Source organism: Dickeya fangzhongdai (genome assembly GCF_002812485.1).
GTDB lineage: Bacteria > Pseudomonadota > Gammaproteobacteria > Enterobacterales > Enterobacteriaceae > Dickeya > Dickeya fangzhongdai.
The window spans coordinates 2594800-2615216 of record NZ_CP025003.1; the positions used below are offsets into that span (position 1 = coordinate 2594800).

At 58.9% G+C, this 20417-nt stretch carries 16 protein-coding genes; 9 read left to right on the forward strand and 7 right to left on the reverse strand.

What is annotated here, in order from left to right; genetic code table 11:
- Nucleotides 1-157: 157 nt before the first annotated feature.
- Both CVE23_RS11625 and CVE23_RS11630 read right to left on the reverse strand, forming a co-directional pair.
- The gene (locus CVE23_RS11625) at nt 158-595 is read right to left on the reverse strand and encodes a type III secretion system chaperone (RefSeq protein WP_038919136.1); all 438 of its coding nucleotides are present in this window, start codon (nt 593-595) and stop codon (nt 158-160) included.
- Nucleotides 596-631: 36 nt separating this feature from the next.
- The gene (locus CVE23_RS11630) at nt 632-5509 is read right to left on the reverse strand and encodes an AvrE-family type 3 secretion system effector (RefSeq protein ID WP_100849589.1); all 4878 of its coding nucleotides are present in this window, start codon (nt 5507-5509) and stop codon (nt 632-634) included.
- Nucleotides 5510-5731: 222 nt separating this feature from the next.
- Here CVE23_RS11630 and CVE23_RS11635 point away from each other — a divergent pair, with 222 nt between their 5' ends.
- The 3 genes from CVE23_RS11635 (at nt 5732) to CVE23_RS11645 (ending at nt 8941) form a co-directional block, all read left to right on the forward strand.
- Nucleotides 5732-6745 (forward strand): type III effector protein, encoded by a 1014-nt coding sequence (locus CVE23_RS11635; protein ID WP_100849590.1) that lies wholly within the window; start codon nt 5732-5734, stop codon nt 6743-6745.
- A gap of 128 nt (nt 6746-6873) precedes the next feature.
- Nucleotides 6874-8595 carry a pectate lyase gene (locus CVE23_RS11640; protein ID WP_100849591.1) on the forward strand — a complete coding sequence of 574 codons (1722 nt, stop codon included), beginning with the start codon at nt 6874-6876 and terminating at the stop codon, nt 8593-8595.
- A gap of 13 nt (nt 8596-8608) precedes the next feature.
- Nucleotides 8609-8941, forward strand: a complete 333-nt coding sequence (locus CVE23_RS11645; RefSeq protein WP_038919140.1) for a hypothetical protein — start codon at nt 8609-8611, stop codon at nt 8939-8941.
- A gap of 241 nt (nt 8942-9182) precedes the next feature.
- Here CVE23_RS11645 and CVE23_RS11650 read toward each other — a convergent pair whose 3' ends face one another.
- Entirely contained in the window at nt 9183-10646 is a 1464-nt protein-coding gene (locus CVE23_RS11650; protein ID WP_188726064.1) for a PKD domain-containing protein, read from the reverse strand.
- Nucleotides 10647-10926: 280 nt separating this feature from the next.
- On the opposite strand from CVE23_RS11650, the gene CVE23_RS11655 reads away from it, so the two are divergent.
- Entirely contained in the window at nt 10927-11601 is a 675-nt protein-coding gene (locus CVE23_RS11655; RefSeq protein WP_100849593.1) for an SDR family oxidoreductase, read from the forward strand.
- Between the two features lie 67 nt (nt 11602-11668).
- Here CVE23_RS11655 and CVE23_RS11660 read toward each other — a convergent pair whose 3' ends face one another.
- Entirely contained in the window at nt 11669-13381 is a 1713-nt protein-coding gene (locus CVE23_RS11660) for a type III effector HrpK domain-containing protein (RefSeq protein WP_100849594.1), read from the reverse strand.
- Between the two features lie 181 nt (nt 13382-13562).
- On the opposite strand from CVE23_RS11660, the gene CVE23_RS11665 reads away from it, so the two are divergent.
- The 3 genes from CVE23_RS11665 to CVE23_RS11680 all read left to right on the forward strand — a co-directional run bounded on the left by CVE23_RS11665 (nt 13563) and on the right by CVE23_RS11680 (nt 16739).
- Entirely contained in the window at nt 13563-13742 is a 180-nt protein-coding gene (locus tag CVE23_RS11665) for a hypothetical protein (protein ID WP_038919145.1), read from the forward strand.
- 632 nt (nt 13743-14374) lie between these two features.
- Nucleotides 14375-14977 (forward strand): hypothetical protein, encoded by a 603-nt coding sequence (locus CVE23_RS11675; RefSeq protein WP_038658445.1) that lies wholly within the window; start codon nt 14375-14377, stop codon nt 14975-14977.
- Between the two features lie 640 nt (nt 14978-15617).
- A complete protein-coding gene (locus CVE23_RS11680; RefSeq protein ID WP_049853692.1) occupies nt 15618-16739 on the forward strand; it encodes an ABC transporter substrate-binding protein in 1122 nt (373 codons plus the stop codon).
- A 114-nt stretch (nt 16740-16853) separates the two neighbouring features.
- Here CVE23_RS11680 and CVE23_RS23165 read toward each other — a convergent pair whose 3' ends face one another.
- Nucleotides 16854-16979 carry a hypothetical protein gene (locus CVE23_RS23165; protein ID WP_263864496.1) on the reverse strand — a complete coding sequence of 42 codons (126 nt, stop codon included), beginning with the start codon at nt 16977-16979 and terminating at the stop codon, nt 16854-16856.
- Nucleotides 16980-17105: 126 nt separating this feature from the next.
- Between CVE23_RS23165 and CVE23_RS23075 the strand changes: the two genes are divergently transcribed.
- A complete protein-coding gene (locus CVE23_RS23075; RefSeq protein ID WP_229705540.1) occupies nt 17106-17270 on the forward strand; it encodes a type I toxin-antitoxin system SymE family toxin in 165 nt (54 codons plus the stop codon).
- A gap of 253 nt (nt 17271-17523) precedes the next feature.
- On the opposite strand, the gene CVE23_RS22745 is transcribed toward CVE23_RS23075, so the two are convergent.
- Entirely contained in the window at nt 17524-17751 is a 228-nt protein-coding gene (locus tag CVE23_RS22745; RefSeq protein ID WP_145958420.1) for a hypothetical protein, read from the reverse strand.
- A complete protein-coding gene (locus tag CVE23_RS11695) occupies nt 17748-20003 on the reverse strand; it encodes a glycohydrolase toxin TNT-related protein (RefSeq protein WP_100849595.1) in 2256 nt (751 codons plus the stop codon). The genes CVE23_RS22745 and CVE23_RS11695 overlap by 4 nt, the downstream gene beginning before the upstream one ends.
- Nucleotides 20004-20188: 185 nt before the next feature.
- Between CVE23_RS11695 and CVE23_RS11700 the strand changes: the two genes are divergently transcribed.
- Complete coding sequence (locus CVE23_RS11700; RefSeq protein ID WP_162942974.1) at nt 20189-20323, forward strand: SymE family type I addiction module toxin; 135 nt, start codon at nt 20189-20191, stop codon at nt 20321-20323.
- Nucleotides 20324-20417 lie beyond the last annotated feature (94 nt).

A 20417-nucleotide genomic window follows, 5' to 3' on the forward strand; every position in this document is an offset into this window, starting at 1 on the left:
CCGAATAACGGTACAATCAGTAAATATCTTAGCATTCATGAGATTGGCTGGGGTACTGTGAAGCGAGTCAGGGAGAAACCGGTCAGGCTCAGGACGCCTGACCGGCGTGATGTTCCTGATACGGCGGTATCAGGGGCGTGCGTTGTCGGCAGTGAGGTCAGGCGGCGTTAGCCTGCGCCAGCGTCTGTTCGATAAAGGTACGGGTTTCTTCAACCTGCCGGATATAGCCGTTCAGCAGCGCGCTGAAACCGGCGTCATCCAGCTTGTCGAGCGGATACTGACTGCACAGGCGTAAATTGTCGTACTCATCCAGCGCCAGCCAGCAACCGCGCATCGCCGCCATCTCGAAATTGAGCAGCAGCATCAGGCGGTAGATAGCCGGTCGGTCTTCGCCTTTCAGGCTAATCAACTGGCAGTGCAGCAACAGGCTGTCGCTTTGCCCCGGCACCTCAATCACCGCCGCTTCCCGACCGTCCGCGCCGTTCAGTACACAGATGCCGTTATTCAGCGTCAGACGGGTTTTATTGAACTGGCTGAAATGTTGCAGCAGCCGCGCCGCCAGTTGTTGTGCTGAGGTTTGTCGTGCTGATGTCATCGCTTTGCTCCTGTGGTTTTTCGTTCCGTTGCCGTATTACTGTTTCGCCAGCGTGATGCCCTGCTGGTGCATATGATTGACCGCCTGAGAGACTTCCGGGTTGGCTTTGGCGATCGCCCCTTCCAGACTGAAGCTGCTCGGGCTGTTCTGGTTTTGACCGTAGCTGAAATTGATCTTGCCCAGCAGCTTGGTCATGCTGACGTCAGCGCTACTGCCGGCACTGACAATCGGCAGCGGGAACGCCAGCCCTTCCTTGTTTTTCACCGTCTGGGTGAAATCGATGGATTTGATGCGCAGATTGTTGCTGTCGCGGAAAATCGCCGCGATGTCATCCTTGCCCAGCGTATTGTTCTGAATGCCTTTTTCGACTTTGGTTTTCACCTCGTCTTTCAGCTCCAGGCTGACGCCGGCGGTGGCGTTGGTCAGCGACTGCATCTTCTGCACCACGGCTTTCAGCGCCGGGTTTTCCTCCATGAAGCCGTGAATACGCTCGGCGTTGGTCGGCGGCAGGTTATCGCTGACCAGCTTACGCAGCGCATGGAAAATACCGTTGCTGTCAAGTTTCGACAGGTTGGCGTAAGTCGTGCTGTAGCTGGCGCTGTCCAGCGTCGCCCCCTGTTTTTCCGCCGCCTCATGTTGCCGGGTTTTGGACTGCAATCCCTGAATGGCGCCGTACTGCGCATCGCCCGCCGGGGTTTTGGCCTCAAAATGTTTATTGAGGATCGCCAGTTTTTCTCCGGTGTCCGTCAGGTCTTTCACCCCTTTCAGCACCTGTTGCGTTTCCGGATCGGCGAAGTTTTTCTCCAGCGATGAAATCAGGCTGTCCATGTCCTTGCCCTGCAGCGGCTGGGCCGGTTTCATCTGCATACTGATGCTGTGGTTGGTTTTGGTATCCACCGTCATCGTGATGGAGGCGTTGTTCGTTATCGGCGCGGTCCACGAGCCGCTCGGCGTAGGATTGGTGATGCCGGCGAACGCCGTGGCATTGGCACCCACGTTGACCTGGTTCATAAAGCGGGCCCGGTTATTGGTGGTGGCGTTCTGCTCGGTGAACTCACCGCGCACGGTACTGTGCTCATGACTTGCCGACATCAGGTTCGCCCCGGCGCCCACCCCGACGGAAAGTCGGCCTGCCGAAGTCGGCACTTTGCCTTTTTGCGCCGCGCTGGGTTTATCCGCCAGATTGACCTCGGCGCGCGCATCGGCTGTCAGCGCGGCATCCAGATCGAATTTAATCGAGAACCCCTCTTTCACCCGGTGGTCATTGCCCTTGGCGACCAGATCCAGCGGGTTCACCTTGCCCTCTATCAGATTGTCGATAAAACCGGGCAGCTCTTTTTCGCTCAGCGTAAACTTCAGGCCGTTTTGCTGTACGGTCCCCACCCCGGCGTTGACGCTGCCGCCAAAGCGGACATCCAGCGCCAGCGTGTGTTTTTTATCATCAAAATCAAAGCCTTTCTTGGCGTCATTCGGCGACTGACCGGTCGCCACCCCCACTTTGGCGTTCAGCCCGCCGTTGCGCCCGAAGTTGACGTCAATGCCGTTTTCGCCGCGGCTGAAACTGAGGCTGTAGGCGCGGTCGCCGGTGACGCCGCCGCTGGGGATAATCGGGAACGCGGTGGCGTTGAGCATCACTTTGGCTTTGGCCGGCACATAGGCCGTGCTGGCCCCGGCGTTATAGTTACGGTTCACCGCCAGACTTTCACCGTTATCCAGCGACAGAATGGTGTCCTTCAGCTTGCTCGCCAGCCCCGCTTTATCGCTCGCTTCCAGCGTGGTACGGGCAGTCAGGTTCACCGCGCTCTTGTCATTGCCAAACGCCTGGGTAAAGGTTTTCACCGCATCGTAATCGGCTTCCAGCGCGCCAAAACGGGTAAAGCCCATATCGGTGATCTTTTTCACCTCGTTGCCGCCGTACTGCTGGTCGCGCAGCTCGCCGAGCGCCGCCTGAATCGGTTTCAGGTCAGCCGCGGTCGGCTGTTTGCCGGACAACGTTTCCAGCTTGTCGACGACGCGGTGCAGATCGCTCGCGGTCATCACATCCAGCGCCAGACGGGACTTGGTCAGCGCCATCGCATCCCCCAGATCGCGGCGCGGCCCGGTCGCCACCTTGTCGCTTTGGTAACTCATGTCGACTTTCTTATCCACAAAGGCGTTCAGCAATTCCCCCACCTTGCTGTCTTTGGACAAAGGCGCCGCGTTCATCACCGTCGACAATGCCACGCTCAGGTCCTTGCCGGAACGCTTGTCGTTCATGGATTGCACGACCGCTTTGAAGGCCGACGGCTTGAATTTTTCGTTCACCTCGCCGCTGTTTTTTAGCACGCCCTGATGTTTACCCAGCAGGGTCGCGGACTTGGCGGCGCTCATTTCCAGATCGTTCTGGAACGATTTCAGCTCCGCCATCAGCGGCTTGCCCGCCTCGCCCAGATCGAGTTTCTCCATTCGGCTTTGCAGGTCATCGCGTTTGGGGCTCCAGGTATGGGATGACACCGCCTGTTCCAGCTTTTTGAACATATTCGCCTGCGCGTCATAGACCGATGACAACCCGTCGCGCCCCTTTATCTGATGCTGGGCGGCGTCAATCGGCTTTCTCGCCATCTCTTTGGCGGTTTCTTTGACATAAGCGCCCAGGAAGTCGCCAAAATTGCTGTTGAGCTTATGGTTTTCCATACCGGATCGCCCCAGAACCTGCGCCTCCACTTTCCCGGTGAGATTCGTCAACGGAATGCGGGCCGCGTGGGTGCCGCCAGCCAGACGGTCATAGGTGGTTTCAGCCGCACGCGGCTGACTGCCGGCGGTGTGCGCCTCTGGCACCGTGGTTTTCCAGCCGCCCTGAGTCAGTTGGTGCTGCTGATGACCATCTTCGGAGATCGCCGGTTCATGATTTTTGGTGGTGGACAGGTGTTCGGCTTTGACATTGTCAGGCAACGTCACCGGTTGCCACTGGGCATTGGCGCGCGCTTCGGCGTTACCCTGTAACGCCTGTTTATCCAGTTTGAATAACTGGCCGTCCTTATTCAGGGCAAACAGATTCTGATCCTTATCCAGCGCCAGATCCTTCACCTCGCCGCTCAAACCGGCGGTCGGCAGTGGCTGCGGCGGTACCGCCGCGCGCTGCAGGCCGGGTTTGTTGAGGTGCAACTGCAACTCACCCTGATCATTGGCGGTGACAAATTTATTGCCGTCCACCACCGCCAGTGCAGTGGCACCACTTTTTTTCTCTAACCCCGGCAGCGGGTCGCCCGCCGATGGCGAATTGCGCCCCTGTGTCACGGCAAACACGTTGTTATCGCCGTGGGTAACGCTGTCCGCCTTCTGGTTGATGGACAGCTTCTTCACCTGCCCGTCATCCAGCACATACGCCTGATTATCCAAACCGCGTTTTAACTGGCTGGCACCGACGTCGGTTTTGGTCCAGTTCTGGGTGGTGCCGTCAAGGTAGTGGACTTTGCCTTCATGCAACGCCATGGTGCCGAGCCGCCCCATGTCCATCACATCGTGGGGCTGCGGCCGCGCCGGATTCAACCCGGTCTTGTTATCCACCACCAGCGCGTCGCTCAGGTTCCAGCCGGGTTTGAATCCTTCGGTTTCCCCCGGTTTACTACCGTCAGCCAGCGGTGCCAGATGCTTCTGACCGGCTGCGTCGTTGACCAGCGCATGCATCGTGCCGTGCTCGCCGGCCACAAATCCCTGCACCTTGTGGTTATCGCCAAACGCCGCTTCCAGCGCCGGGCTATGGTACGGTTCCAGTTTGACGGTGTTGCCGCCATCCTGCGGCAGTTTGCCGGCGAAAACCTTACCTTCGTCATCGGCGACAAACAGCCGATTGCCTTCCAGCCCAACCGCTTTGGCGTTCACCTGCTCGCTGCCGCGCGCCAGCGCCACCTGACCGTCCAGTTTCAGGTCGAGCGTTTTGTGGTCCGCGGCGGGCGCATCCGCTTTCGGCAGCAGATGAATCTGCGTGGTGCTGTTGTCTTTTTCCGTCAGCACCGCCACATTGCCCTGCGCATTGGCTGAGAACGACTTGATTTTGTCGGCAAACGGCGCTGAATCGTGCCCCGCCGACAGGTTAGCCAGCGTCTTGTCATCTTTGACGGCATACAGCTTGCCATCCGCCTGCCCGGCAAGCTGGCCGTGCGGCGTATCGCTTTTCTTCTCCCACACCTGATCGGCGTTCAGGCTGTAAAGCGCCTTGTCATGTATTTGCAGTTTTTCATTGCCGTGCGCCGGATCGGTATGCACCCCGGTCAACTGCGCCTGCGCGGCCTGACCGGGCTGCGGCAGGTTGATGGTGTTGACGCCGCTGTGATTGACGACAGACGCGCGCACGTGGGTGTCATCCATCCCCAGCGTGTAGCTGGCCTTATTCTTACCCGACAGCGCCTCGCCGGCTTTGCCGGCCTGCGTCGGCGTGCTGGTGTGCAGCGCCACAAAGCTGTCGCCGGATTGTTGCAGGCTGAACAGACGGCCGCTTTTGTCCATCAGCAGATGCTGGCTGCCGTCCTCCGCGGCCTGATGCGCCACAAACGGCTGGCTGTTTTTGCCTATTGTCTGCGACAGCAGCGTTTTCAGGTGATCGGACACCCCATCGCCCAACGTAAGCTGGCCCTTTTTATCCAGCGACACCAGGTCTTTCGCCGAGGCGGGCGACAGCGCGCGGTCGATAGCCGGCTGCATGTCCTTCAGATTGGGAGAGCGGCCAATCTGCGCGCCTTCGTTTTTTGGCAACGACGGTTGCTGACTGACCTGCGCCATACCGGCATGCATGCCTTCCCGCTGCAATGATGCCGAGGCGGACTGCCCAGGTACCGACGCGCTGCCTTGCGTCAAAGCATGGCTTGCGTTAGCGGCGGCGGGCTGTGTGTCCGTCACCGACTGCTGACGCTGAATATGATTGATATTGCCCAACATTGGCCTTCTCCCGTGTGCTGGATAAATAGGGGTGATGACTGCTGAGTGGTATGCCGCCGCCGTCGGTTCCCGTCCGTCGCGGAATTTCTTTCCGGCGTCGTCGCTAACGGCGCGGAACCGCCGCCGCACTTTTCTTACTCAGCAAACAGCGGGCATTTGCCGTGCTGACACACGCACGTTTTCCATAACGGGCGTCCACATCCTGATGAAAAGAGGCGAACTATGGCTGATATCAACATCACGCTCAGTATTCCCAGTGCCGGCCTGAACGGCGGGCTGGGGGGCGTTGGCGGCGCAGACAATCTGAATAGCGGTCTGGGCAATAACGGGCTTTCCGGCAAGAAATCGACCGCGCAGGAAAACCAACTGCTGGAGGCGCTGGCGGTGGTCCTGACCGCCCTGCTGCCCAGTTTGTTGAACAATAACGGCGGTCAGGGCGGCGGTGACAGTCCGCTCGGCCGCACCAGCGATGCGCTTGGCGGCGGCGGCGCGGGCAACGCGCTCGGCGGTGGTCAGGGCAATGGGTTGGGCGGCGGGCTGGACAAGGGGCTGGGAAGCGGTTCGGGCGGGCTGGCCGATGGGCTCGGCGCGAGCGGCGGTCAGGGTCAGAACGGCCTGACCGATATTTTGACCAAATTACTGGACCTGCTGATGCCGAAAGACGGGGCGCAAGGCGGTCAGGGATTGCAGGGCGGCGGGCTGGGCGGCGCAGGCAGCAGCGGCGGAGCTTCCGGCGCGCAAGGCGCTGGGGGTGCTGGGGGTGCTGGGGGTGCATCCGGCACGGGCGGGCTGGAAGATCTGAGTAAATCGCTGTTGCAGGATACCGGCGAAAGCAGCCTCGGCAATGGCATTTCCCCGACCCAGGACGGCGGCGGCCAGATCAGCGACAACCCGCTGTTGAAGATCCTGCTGGCGCTGGTGGCGCTGCTGATGGAAAGCCAGAAAAACCAGTTCGGCCAGCCGCAAGGCGGTTCGGGCGGCGGCAATGGTTCCGGCGGCGCGGCGCCGGTTTCCGGTGGCAGTTCCGCCCCCGGCGTTGGCAACGCGACCGGCGCTGCGCCCGCCGTTGGCGGCGGTGCTGCTCCCATCCTCAGTGGCGCCGCCCCTGAAACCGGTGGTATCGCCGCCGCTGGCGCCGGCAATAACGCCGGCGAACTGGCTGACGGCAAAGGGCAACCCGGCCTGACGCCCGCACCGGATGCCATCGGCGTCGATAGCGGGAAAACCACGGTTTAATCGTCTTATGCGCCTGATCGTTACCCACACCGTGGAACTCATCGGGCGCTTTTTTCACTTATCTGGTGGCAGGCAGAGGTCTGCCTGTTTCGGGAACGGCATCTCATCTTTGGGTAAAGAGGCACATTATGGCTGACATCAGTATCACACTCAGTATCCCCAACTCAGGTCTGCAAGGCGGGCTGGGCGGTTTGGGCGGCGCGGACCGCACCAGCAACAGCGGGCTGGGCAATAACGGGCTTTCCGGCAATAAATCCTCTTCGCAGGAAACCAAGTTACTGGAAGCGCTGGCGATCGTTCTGGCTGCGCTGCTGAGCAACAACGGCGGTGCGCAGGGAAGCGGCAATAATCCGCTGGAACGCAGCAACGACGCGCTCGGCGGCAACAATACACTCGGTAGTAACAATACACTTGGTAGTAACAATGGCGCAGGCGGCGCGCAGAACGGCGGTCTGGGCAACAGCCAGGGGCTGGGCGGCGGGCAACAGGGTCAGAACGGCCTGGGTGACCTGCTGACCAAGTTGCTGGATATATTAATGCCGAAAAACGGCACACAGGGCGGTCAGGGGCAGCAAGGCAACGGTCTGACCGGCGGCGCGGGCGGCAACGGCGGGCTTTCCGGTGCACAAGGTGCGGGCGGCGCACAGGGAACCGGTGGAGCACAGGGTACGGGCGGTTCATCCGGCCTTGAGGGTCTTGGCAAATCGCTGCTGCAGGACACCGGCGAAAGCGCGCTCAGCAATGGCATCTCCCCTACCCAGGATGGCGGCGGCCAGATCAGCGACAATCCGTTGCTGAAAATTCTGCTGGCGCTGATCGCCATGCTGATGGAAAACCAGAAAAATCAGTTTGGTCAGCCGCAGGACGGCTCAGGCGGCAATAGCGGCGGCGCAGCCCCGACATCAGGTGGTGGTACTGGTGGCGGCGCAGCTCCGTCAGTCGGTGGCGGCGCCGGCGGCGGCGCAGCGCCGTCAGTCGGTGGCGGCGCCGGTGGTGGCGCAACTCCGTCAGTCGGTGGCGGCGCCGGCGGTGGCGCAACTCCGTCAGTCGGTGGCGGCGCCGGCGGTGGCGCAACTCCATCAGTTGGTGGCGGCACTGGCGGTGGCGCAACTCCGTCAGTCGGTGGTGGCACTGGCGGTGGCGCAACGCCAACCGTAGGCGGGGGTAACGCTACCGGCGCCACCGGCGACGCTAACAGTACGGCATCCACTGGCAGCGCAGGCAAGGCTGGCCCCGTGTCGTTCCCCACCGCCGATAACGCCAACGCCATCGTAGTCAATGAGCCGATCAAGGTTGGCCCGGGCGAAGTGTTTGACGGTAAGGGTAAAACCTACGTAGCCGGCCCGGCATTAGGCGATGGCGGCCAGAAAGAGGGGCAGAAACCGCTGTTTGAAGTGGCTGACGGCGGCTCCGTCAAGAACGTGATTTTCGGCAACAACGCGGCTGACGGCATCCACCTGCACGGCGACGCCAAAATCGACAACGTGCACTGGACCAACGTCGGTGAAGACGCGCTGACGGTGAAGAGCAACACCGGTAAACCGGCTAACGTCAACATCACCAACAGCAGCGCACAGGGCGCCTCTGATAAGGTGTTCCAGCTGAATGCCGACGCCAACTTCAACGTCGATAACTTCAAGGTGAAAGATTTCGGTACCTTCGTTCGCACCAACGGCGGCCAGCAGGGTAACTGGAACCTCAACCTGAGCAACATCGATGCGCAGAACGGCAAGTTCTCGTTTGTGAAAAGCGACAGTGAAGGGCTGAACGTGAAGGTCAACAACGCCAACCTGGACAACGTCAACAATCACTACAAAGTCCCCAAATCCACTAATCTGCAGGTAAGCTGACAGGGAGCCAAACATGACCGAGCATGATACCGACACCCCTGCCCGCTGGACCGAACTGGTCGACCGGGGCGGGTATATCACGCCAGCGCAGCGTCAGGCGTTCGAGCAGGCCATCCAGATGGTGACCCGGCGTCTCAATCTGGTGTTGAGCCAGAAAGAGCTGCCGCGCAGCGGTCAGTTCGACTTCGACGCCTTTGTCGATTCACTGGAAGCGGATTTCCTGAAAAGCGTGGATACCTCGCTGGATCCGGAAATGAACAGCGACGTGGGGCAGACGGCGTTCTGGGTGATTCGCCAGATAGCGGACCACCTGATCGCCCTGCAACAGCAGCGGCAGGCGTTGTAATGCCGAACGGTTAAGGATCGGTTGAACGATCCAGTGGCTGGTGTAAAAAGGGTTCATGTTCATCATGGACCCTTTTTTAATTACCGCTATCCAGGTGCCGGAATGGATGAAGGCTAATCCCCTGCAATCACACTGATTTAACCCACCTGATTGTCGGCAGTGTTGGGTGCGTTATCCTGGAAAATCGGCGAGCCTGCGAACAGCAGGCTCGCTTTGCGTTTGGGGCTCGCACGTTGGTCAATCAGGGTGCGAGGGTCAGTTCGCCGAGGTGGGTGGCCGCCGTATCGCCATTGTTGGCGTCGATCCGCAGGCGGTAGTAAGCGTAACTGCCGGGCGAGGTAATGGTGAAACGACGCGCCATTGCGCGACTGGCAAAGGTCTGGCCGCTGCGTGTATCCAGCGTGGTCCAGCTTTTGCCGTCTTTGGAGCCCAACAACGCCCAGTCGAGCGGATCGCGCGCGGCGGCGGAGCTGGCACTGGTCAGCGTATAGCTGGTGATGGCGGTGGCGGCGCGAGCAGCATAGCGGTATTGCAGCCAGCCGTTCTGGCCGCTGCCCTGCCATTTGGTGTCGGCGGAACCGTCGAAGGCGTACTCTGCGGTACGGGTGACCACCGGCTGGGTGCTGGCCGCATAGGCAATGCCGGAATAGGCGAAACTGCTGACGGTGGGATGAACGGCGCTCCAGCCGTTGCCGGCGGCCGTACCGATGATGTGCACGTTGTCGTAGTACGAGGTGCGTGTCTCTCCGGCGGTGTAGTTCCCGGTGTCATAATCGTACTGACCAAATTTGAAATAAAGCTGACTGCCACTGGCGAGCTCGTCGCCGTTCCAGTCGCCAAAGCCCAAATTGATGCCGGTGGCGCTGTAAGTGGGCGAACTCTGTGCGGCGTTACCCACCCATATCTGAATTTGCCCGTCCGACTGGTGCGATGCCACCAGATGAACCACGACCGGAATCCAGGCGTCGCGCGCCAGATCGGAAACGATGGTTTTTTGCGTGGCGCCGCCGCAGGAACCCCGATGCGCAATGCGCAAGCTATTGTTTACGATACTCAGCATTCCAGCCCAGGAGCTGCAACCGCCCGCCTCAAAGATCTGGAACATGCCGGCTTCCTTATCCGTAGGGTAGCCGTTGGCGGGCAGATAGAACATGAAACCGATCCAGGCTTCCTTGTAGACATTGATCGGCGAGCACATTTCAGCCCCTTTGGTCATGCGGGTTCCGTTGTAGGAGGACTGAAACCATTTCACCTTGATGGCCGTTTCGCCACCGGCGCCGGCAGTATTAAGCCCCTCATCGGCCACCTGGGCCGGCACGACGAAATTGGGCCCCTGGGTCGTGCAGACGGACATCGGCGACATGACCCCCTCCTCGAAGCCGGTACGGACCTCGCCGACCGATACTGCGGCGCTTTGCGTTGCGCTGTTGCCGGTGCTGTCGGTGGCGGTCAGCGTGATGGTGTACTTGCCGGATGATGCGTAAGTGTGGCTGACGCGAGCGCCGCTACCGGTATCGCCATCGCCGAAACTCCAGCTATAGCTGATGATGCCTTCACCGCCGCTCGACGCACCAGCGTCAAAGTTCAACGTCAGTTGGTTGGCGACATAGGACAGGTCCGTTTTAAGAGCTGCTCCAACGGTATGAGGGATGAACAGCGCCAGGAAAAAACAAAAGAGGGCGAAAAAACTCCTAAATACAATCATTTGAATATCCTTAGTAAATGTCATGGCTGCGACCTGGTCAGTAGGCTGCATGTGCATGTTCCATTCAGAACCGGCCTGAACAGGATATGGACTTATGTTGAAAATGGGAATATATGGGCTAAACGGGATACCTATGACAATTCCACCCCGGCGGGTAATGAGTCATCGAATGCAGCGTCGATGGAGAGTCCACCGTACTGAAAGCAAAAAAACCTATCTTTTGGAGAAGGACGTTTTTTGGCAAAATCGCCCGATATGACCACTCAGGAGATGACAGGTTATGAGTTCAGGACAACGCGCACTGATTATCGGCGCTTCCCGCGGGCTGGGATTAGGCATCGCCACCGCCTTGCATCAGCAGGGTTGGGCCGTCACCGCTACCCGACGCTCGCCTTCCGCCGCCACCGACAACCTGCCGGTGCGCTGGCTGGCGCTGGATATCAATGACGCCTCGCAGCGCGCCGCATGTTGCCAGACGCTGGCGCAGGACAGTTTTGATCTGGTGCTGATTAATGCAGGCGTCTATGGCCCGGAGCGACAGGATCTGGCCGCTCTCGATCCCGAGCAGTTGATTCCCTTATTTCTGACCAACACGCTGGCGCCGATCGCGCTGGCGTCGGCGCTGTTGCCGCATCTGGCGGAGCACGCCACGCTGGCGTTCATGACGTCACGGCTGGGCAGCCTGACGGAAAACGCCAGCGCGGAACTGCCCTTCTATGCCGCCAGCAAGGCGGCGCTGAACATGCTGACGCGCGGGCTGAGCGACGCCGTGTCCGACCGTCAGGTTACGCTGCTGTCATTACACCCCGGCTGGGTACAAACCGACCTTGGCGGCAGCGGTGCGCCGCTAACGGTGGAGAGCAGCGTCAGCGGCCTGTTGCAACAGATAGCGCGTTATCAGGGCAAAGGCGGCCACCATTTTGTCGACTATGCCGGCAACCGGCTGGCATGGTGATACCGCGCGCCAGCGTCCGATAACCGGGGCCGGCGCGCCGTAAAATCAACGGAGGGGATAAAAACGCTCAGCGCGGTTTGGGAATGTTGAACTGCGTCAGGGTTGGGTTGACGGTGTTGGCAAAATCCGCCCGGCGATGTTTAAGCTTGCTTTTCGCCTTGAAGAAGTTGACCAGTTCGGCAATCCCCATCCCGATACTCAGCGCGCCGCTGACCGCCCAGCCCACCGGCCCGGCCGCGGCGCCCACCGCCGAAGCCGCCGCCGCCCCCGCGGCTTCGCCCGCCACCGCGCCAACCACCTTGCCGGCTACCGCCGCGCCGACTCGTCCCGCCAGGCCGATCGCGGTTTTGCTGCCGGCCGTCTTGCTCAGATCGGTGATATGCAACGACGATTTGGCGACATCCATCAGGTGGCGCCCCATCTGCCCGGTCAGTTGCGCATCGCCGGGCGCGCGACGATCGGCCGCGTTTTGAGCGACGGAATTTGCCCCAAGCCCGGTGGTGGTCGGCGTCAACAGGCCGCTATCCCCAGGGCGCGCTAACCGCGCCAGTTGAGGATCGGACATCTGTAACCGTAACGCATCGGCGGGCACCGCCTGTTCGAAATGCCGCACCACATCGGCGTCCTGCTGCAATTGGCCGATTCGTTCATTCAACGCCCGCTCGGTTTCGTCGGTCTTGCGATACTGTCGGCCAGCCACCACCTGTTCCAGCGTCTGTTGCAGTTTGACCAGCGTGGCCGATTTCTGCGCACCGCTATAGCGGTCGGGATGCGCAAACACGTCATCATTCAGACGGCTGATATCGGTTCTGCCCGCCAGCCCCAGCGCGGCGGCGTCGTGAAACAGCGCCGTCGCCTGCCCATCATCCGCTGGCGCCTGATCCGCTATCCAGCTTCTGATATCGCCTGCCGACAGCTTACCGTCATGGGGCACCCGCGCCAGCTTTTCCCCTTTCACATCCGCATGCTCCAGCAGGCTAAATAACCCCGGATGCGACCAGAGCCGGGCCGCATTTTGCAATTCCGGCGACAGCAGCGGATTGCCGTTGGCCAGCGCGGCCACATCGGTCTGACGGGAGAGTGACGAGACGCTCTGCGGTGCGGCATTTGCCGCCGAGCGGCTTGGGTCGGCCGCGCGCAGCAAAGGCTCATTAGCCAGCAACAGCGCCGAAGTTTCCACCAGCCGTAACGAGCGCGCGTCCGCCTGCGGATGCGCCTGCCGATAGTCATCAAGGCTGCGCTGCGCGCTCTGGGCGCTGCGTGTCATGTTTTTTATGAACGCGCCACTATCCCGCCGGGAAATGTAGCCATCGGCTTTACCACCGTCTTTGCCCGTATCCAGCGCCGTCATCAACGCCGGATTTGCCTTCAGGTAGATCATCGCTACCTCCGCTTCCGCCCCGCCCGCTTTTAGCATATTGGCGGCGGCAATCGGTCGGTTCAGCGCTTTCGCCGCCGACGCCCGCTCCTGCTCCGGCAACGAACCCAACAACGGCATCCATTTCTCCAGCGCCTTTGCATCGCTGTAACTCGATCGATCCAGCATGGCTGTTGCCTGTTCCGCAGCCAGCGTTGTTGCCGGCGGCGCGACGCGGGTTCGGCCCGCCGCCGTAACCGGTGCGGCAGACACGGTTGCGAAAGACGGCGCCGGGCCGCCGAACTCCACCGCTTGCCCGCTGGTAGCAGGCAACAACGGCGGGCGATGGTCAGGTGTGGTCAATGGCTGTGCAGCCGGTCCGGCGCCGGGCCAAAGGCCGACGCGGTTATCAATACGACTCATGGTGTCGATCCCCCTCAGAATTTGGTCAATAACGTCCCCTCTCTGAGTGGATCACAAACCCGTCCGGTTCCCTGAACGGTCTGGAGCAATAACAGTGATGACAAAAGTTTGCAAAGCGAGACAGCGGCGAATCACTTCAGTAACCTGACTCCCCTTTTTTGACACAATCCGACACATAAATATGAAAAAGAGAAAACGCCTGCGCACCGTTCTGATCATTCTGCTTCTGCTGCTGATCTACGCTAATCGCGAGTCGCTCAATCCGTTTAAACCGGACTGCTCCGCTCAGGTAGCCAAATCTGAATTACCGGAAGCCTGCCGAAAACCGGTGAAAGAAGTGGCGCCCGGCTTTGAACTCTAAACGCCCTGCCGGACGCGTCTTCTTTTCGGTGCTGCTCGGTACCGCGCCCCGCCGTCTGGCGTCCCCATGCTAAAACCAATGAAGATGTGCGCCAGCGCTGGCCTGCGGTACGGGCCTTTCCTCCCCGCACATCATTTCATGCGTATTTGCCGCAGGTTCTGTGATTCATTTTTTCATTTATTATGATTGGCTGATAATAAATTTACGCTTTCCTTACTCTTCGCGTTATTTATTTCAATCTATGAACAGCCCGCTATTTTTCTTTCTTGTTCCTTACGCAAATTACGTTCAATTTTTGTTTATCCTCCTAAATGACAAATAATTCATCGTCTTTTCATTCGATTGATTTTTTGGGTTTTATTGGCTAACTCCAGCGCAAAATCACCCCTGATAGAAAAACAATTTCAATTATTCTATACACAGATAATTCGAGTTGCAGGAAGGCGGCAACCGAGTGAATCCCCAGGAGCTTACATAAGTAAGTGACTGGGGTGAGCGAGGGCAGCCAACGCATCTGCAACTTGAAGTATGACGGGTATATATACCTATGCAGCGTCGTGTTTTTTATATCTTCGACGTTAACACGTAAGACAGCAGTTAATTTTCTGGCGAATATTACAAGGAGAAATACCATGGTGATGTCCATTTCCTCCAACTATTCGGGATTATACAATTCCGTCTGGCAGGTGTCTGGCGTCGGTTCCGCGTCATCCTCCACATCCTCTGCCGTTACGGCGATCCCTTACCGTAAATCGGACGATGACCAGGAGGGGGGATTATTTGCAGCGCTGACCAGCGCCTTGTCCTCCATCGGTATCACGCTGGGCACCAGCAGCACCTCAGAAACCAGCGCGACCAGTTCCACAACATCCTCGACGGACAGCACGTCGGACACCTCGTCTTCCAGCGCGAAAGAAGCCGTGGCGACCTTCCTGCATACGCTGATGGATACGCTGCACAGCATCGGCGCGTCGTCCAACTCGTCGTCCTTGTCCGACAACCCGATGAAGAACGACCTGTCTTCGCTGATCAGCGCGCTCTCTTCCGACTCGTCCTCCAGCAGCAGTTCGGTTTCCAGCAGCCAATTGAGCGAATTGCAGAGCGCCTTCAGTTCAATGGTCAGCGCACTGGGCGGCGACAGCAGCAACGCTTCGCTGTCGTCTTTCCTGCAAAGCTTCTCGTCTTCGCTGGCCTCGTTCTCGTCACAGGGCAATCTGGTTAATACCGCCGCCTGATAGCGCTACTCCGCCCTGCCTGGCAGGGCGTTTTCATATCACAGCCGGTTGTCTGTGATCCGCCTCTGCTTTTGCCATAATCAGACCATTACATTACCCAACAGCAAATTATTAGAAAAAATAAACCATTCTATTATTCCAGCCCCGCCGATACGTCATTTAACACCAGTAAATCCGCCTTACTCAGAACAAGCTATCCTTATTAATCATTCAAGGTTTTTAACTATATTATTCACTTTTTCTTCCTGTTCGTTTTTATGCAATCCGATACACTCGATTTCAATTCCCTGACGGAAAAAGGGGAAATTAGCCTCAGACGGGAGAGTTCACCATGAAGGTCCATGCGCGTTCTATATCAGTAACCGGCAAGTCGGCGCGGCTTGCTTTATGGCACCGCCATGCGCCAGCCCATGCTGTTGCTTTCCCCGTAATCTCCCGCTTCGCCAGACAGATCTTTTCATTCGTTATCAGCTCTCCGCCGTAATTTTCCCCTGATTCTGGCTCTGGCGATCCCGCATCGCCGGACCAGCCCGGCGCGTCATTCGTTGGTGATTCGCCGGTCGCGCCGTGTCCGTCGTTTAGCACCGGTTTACACCGCGTACGTCGGCCCGGATTTTTATCCTAAGTAAAGGAAACCACTATGCAATACACTGGGAAGTACCTGAAGAAAACCGCATTGATGCTGACCATGATGGCCGGTCTCAGCGCCTGGCAAAGTCAGGCCGCGGTCGCGCCGGACACCCGTTCGCTGGATGAAATCTATCAGAGCGCATTGAAGGAAGGCGGCACGGTCACCGTTTATGCCGGCGGCGATGTACAGTCACAGCAAACAGGCTTCAAGCAGGCTTTTGAGAACCGGTTTCCCGGCATCAAACTGAACGTGATCGTCGATTACAGCAAATACCATGACGCGCGTATCGATAACCAGCTGGCGACCGACACCCTGATTCCGGATGTGGTGCAGTTGCAAACGGTGCAGGATTTCCCGCGCTGGAAAAAACAGGGGGTACTGCTGAACTACAAACCGGTGGGTTGGGACAAAATCTACCCGGAGTTTCGTGATGCGGACGGCGCCTGGATCGGTGCGTATGTCATCGCTTTCAGCAACCTGGTCAACACCCAACTGCTGGATGAAAAATCCTGGCCGCGGGAAGCCAATGACTATCTGCGCCCCGATCTGAAAGGCAACCTGATTCTGGCCTACCCTAACGACGACGACGCGGTATTGTTCTGGTACAAGCAGGTAGTGGATAAATACGGCTGGGAGTTTGTCGAAAAACTGCAGGAACAGGATCCGGTCTACGTGCGCGGCACCAACGTACCGGGCGCTCAGATTACCACCGGCAAATACAGCGCCACCTTCACCAGCTCCGGCGCGCTGGTCCCGGCGGCAGGTTCAGTAACCCGCTTTGTGTTGCCGAAGACCGACCCGTTTGTTTCCTGGGCGCAACGCGCCGCCATCTTCAAACAGGCCAAGCATCCGGAAAGCGCCAAACTGTACCTGAGCTGGCTGCTGGACCCGCAAACGCAAACCCAGGTCGCGCGCATGTGGTCGGTACGCACCGATGTCGCCCCGCCGGCCGGTTACAAGCACATCTGGGAATACCGCAACACTCGCCCGCAGGCTTTCGCCGATTTCATGTCTGACCGCGGCGCGGTCGAGCGTTTCCGCGCGCAGCTGAGTCTGTACGTGGGCGAAGCCAAAGGCGACCCGACCCCAGGCTGGCTCGGCCTGCATCCGGAAGTGCCGCTGGCAAACTAAGATTTACTGTATTGTGGGGATCCGGTGGGGTCCCTTTTTTGTGCCGGAAGGCGAACAAAATATAGTCACCTATCGCCTCGATATCCTGCTCGGCCGGCGGCGATATGCTCACTTTCATTCCGCCTGCTCACCTTCCGCCATTCGACGGTATTTCTCCGACAGCCGACTGAACACCGCCTGCGCCTCCTTTCCCGGGCCGCTGTTCACGCCCAGCTCTACCGCCGCCCGCAGCGCATCCAATTACGGTCTTATATCAGTGCTGCTGGCAATACAACGTATTTCCCAAGCCGACGCTATGAACGCGCCCGCTTTCAGGCGGTTTCCCTGCAAGGAGCATGGCTCACCGAGGCCGGACTTACCGACGGGATGCCGTTAAAAATACGCATCATGCCCGGCTGCATGGTGATCACCGCCCAGAACACCCGCAAACTGTGGCACTGTCTGGAAGGACTCAGCATCGAACCCTTTGACCCGGACGCCGCCGCCAACTGGATCAGGCATTACCCCGGTGGGCTGACATTTGCCGGGTAATAACACCCTAACCCCCGGCCCGCGCCGGGGGTTTTTGTTTTATGGCTGGGGTGTCGGGGCATGGCCCTGACCGGGTGGTTTTGGGGACACGGCCAACTGGCGGTGGCCACAAAACATTTCCTGTCCGGGGGCTTACGCATTTTCAGGCCACCCTGCCAATCAGACTCAAGGGCGGCAGGATGAAGCTGGAACTCAAGGTCTGACCGGTAAAGGTAAAAATCCCGGCCTTTTTAGGGCCGGGATTAATTTCATGTCACGACAACCATTTTTTAAATTGTTCAAAAACAAGCTGATAGGCCTCTTCTTTAGAAGATAATGTAGCAATCGTATAGGGAGAGTCTCTTTCTACATAGCACACATCCCATTGTTCGCCCCTTTGCACGATACAAGTACAATCACTATTCCGTAACCCATCTAATGAGTAGCTATTATCATTAACCCCTAATAGAGATAATTGAGTAATCAGTTCATCACGAGTCATTTATCTACCTTTTTCATATAGTCATTGTCTAAGTACCATTGAACTGGTTTCGGTAATTCATACTGAGTTCCCGTCCCTTTTTGCCCGAACCACGGCAAAATCTTAGATTTAGGAACATCAGGAATAGGCTTAATAATCTCATATTGAAAATAAAGCCTTGTAGTTTCATAGGATGAAGGCAAAGCTCTCTCAGTAAAAGGCACACCAACAGGCGATACAAAACTTCCACCGGGATAGCCGTATCTATCAACGGTTTCGCCAATAGGCAAAGTAACTTTCTCAACCGGTCCATACGCCCCACGGTTCGGCGGCCAGATTTTCTCCGTTTCCTGAACTCCGCCTTCGGCTTTACTATACTGCCCAAAATTAGATGACTCGCGAGCCTGCTGACTTTCCGCGATATTGGCCTTGATACGATCAGCCATCGACACCGCCGTGTTAGTCGCTTCGGCACCTACTGCTTTACCCGCGACTTTGGCAACGATCTTCTCCGTTACACCTGCGGTCACTTTTACTACACCCGTACCACCGGCAAGCAGACCCGCTATATCCGTGACCAGTTTTCCGCCTTCAACACCGGCATTGAACGAGCCACTGGCTCCGGCCTTCTGATATTCCGCTTCCATGTTGTTGATGCGGTCTATATACGACTGCTTCACCGCATCCGACACATTACCCAGCACATCACCACTATTGAACAGCGATTTCAGCGCCTCATATGTCTCCATCGGGCTGCTTGCCGTTTTCACGATACCGTCGATCGTGTCATACAGACCTGCCGGAACCCCGGCAACCATCCCGGCCGCAAAGCTCCCATCCTGCCCTAAATCTATCGCCGTCCACTTCGCCTCAGCCTGCACTTTGCAGGCTTGAGTCTGACACTCTTCAAGTTCCTTCTTCTTCTGAGCCTTCTGCTGGTTGCTCAGATAGTTATTCTCGGTCGCCACCTGCGCCGACTGCGCGCCCTGTACCGCGTCCGTGCCGCTATTGCCTGCCACGCCCGCCGCCAGACCACCCGCTATCGTCGACAGCGTACTCAGTAACTGCTTCTGGTCTTCATTCAGCTCCTCCGGCTTCTTGCCCGGGTACAGTGTCTCCAGCAGCGCCCGTGCCGCCAGCTCTCCCCCCGCCTCGCCCGCCGCCCCCGCCAGCGCGCTGTTCCCGCCCGACTCCGCCACTACCGCGCCCAGCAACGCGTGCGCGATGGTGTTCGCCATCACATCCGTGTTGCCCTGCGCATCCGTCGTTGCCTTGTGGATCTGCTCCGCCAGATACGGCGCCGCCGCACCCGTCACCGCCTGCGCCACATTTCCCGCCAGCACGCCCTGCAACGCCGCCGTCACCGCCTGTATCCCCTGTCGTACCGGCCCGCCCGTGCGGTACGGCGACGCATTCAATGACGCATGGTAGTAATCCTGATACAGCGCCTGCGTCACGTCATCCTGCGTTATCACCTTATCCGGCGACGCCTGCGCCAGCGACGCCGCCTTCTCCCTTCGTTTCTCCGCCGACGTCGCCGCCAGCCCGGCGTTGGCGTCTTTCGTCGCGTTTATCGTCCCTTCCGCCGAGGCGATATCCAGCACCTGCGCACCGATTTCCGACAGCAGCTGCGCCTGCCGCAGCTTGCTTTCCACCTTCTCCTTGTCGAATATCGGATTCAGCGCACCGCTGTTGGCCCCCGCCGTATCCCGGCTCAGACCGCTCACGTCCTGCTGTTGCCCGGTCGGGTTGCGGATGACCAGCGTGCCGTCGCTCACCGCCGCATACGTCGTCCCCGCCGACGAGCCGCTCTGGTTCGCCCCCGCCAGCATCAGGCCGCCCACGTTGCTCAGCACTTGCAGCCCCACCGGCGCACTGGTGCTGAACCCGCCGCCGGTGTGGGATGCGCTGTACTCGGCCCGGTTGTCGATATTGCTGAAGCCCAGCGTCCCGGTTTCCAGCCGGTTCCGCTCCGCACTCGCCGTGGACGCTATCGCCCCGCCATCCAGTTGCGTGTGGTTCCCCACCGTGACATCAAACCCGTTACTGCCGGCAAACAGTCCTGACTGCTCCTGCACGCTGTCAAAGTTGCTGTGCACCTTGTCACGGCTGAAGCTGAAGCTGGCTCCGCCTCCGCCGCCGTAAATCGGTATCGTCACCCCGGCGCTGACACTCTGCTGTTTGCTGTCGTAACGGTCGCTGTCCTGCTCGCTGCGCACCAACAGATCACGTCCCACCCGCGAGCTGTGGCACTGTCTCGAAGGCCTCAGCATCGAACCCTTTGACCTGGACGCGGCGGCCAACTGGATCAAGCATTACCCCGGCGGGCTGACGTTTGCCGAGTAACCAACACCCCCCCCGGCCAGCACCGGGGATTTTGTTTTCGCGCGGGGGTATCGGGGCATAGCCCTGACCAGGTGGTTTTGTCATACCATCGGCATGACGGTAATGACAAAACATTTCCTGTCCGGGTGTTGAAGCTCTTTCGGGCAACCCGCCGCCACAGCTCACCCTCAAGGGCCGCTGGCTGGAAGACCTCGGCTTTAGCACCGGACAGCCCGTGATTGTCACCGTTGAGCGTGGGGGCTGGTGATTGAGGCGGAGCTTAGGATCTAACTGGTAAATAAATATCCTCCGGCATAGCCGGAGGTTTTTCAGATGCGCCTATAAGGCTCTGTTACCAGCCG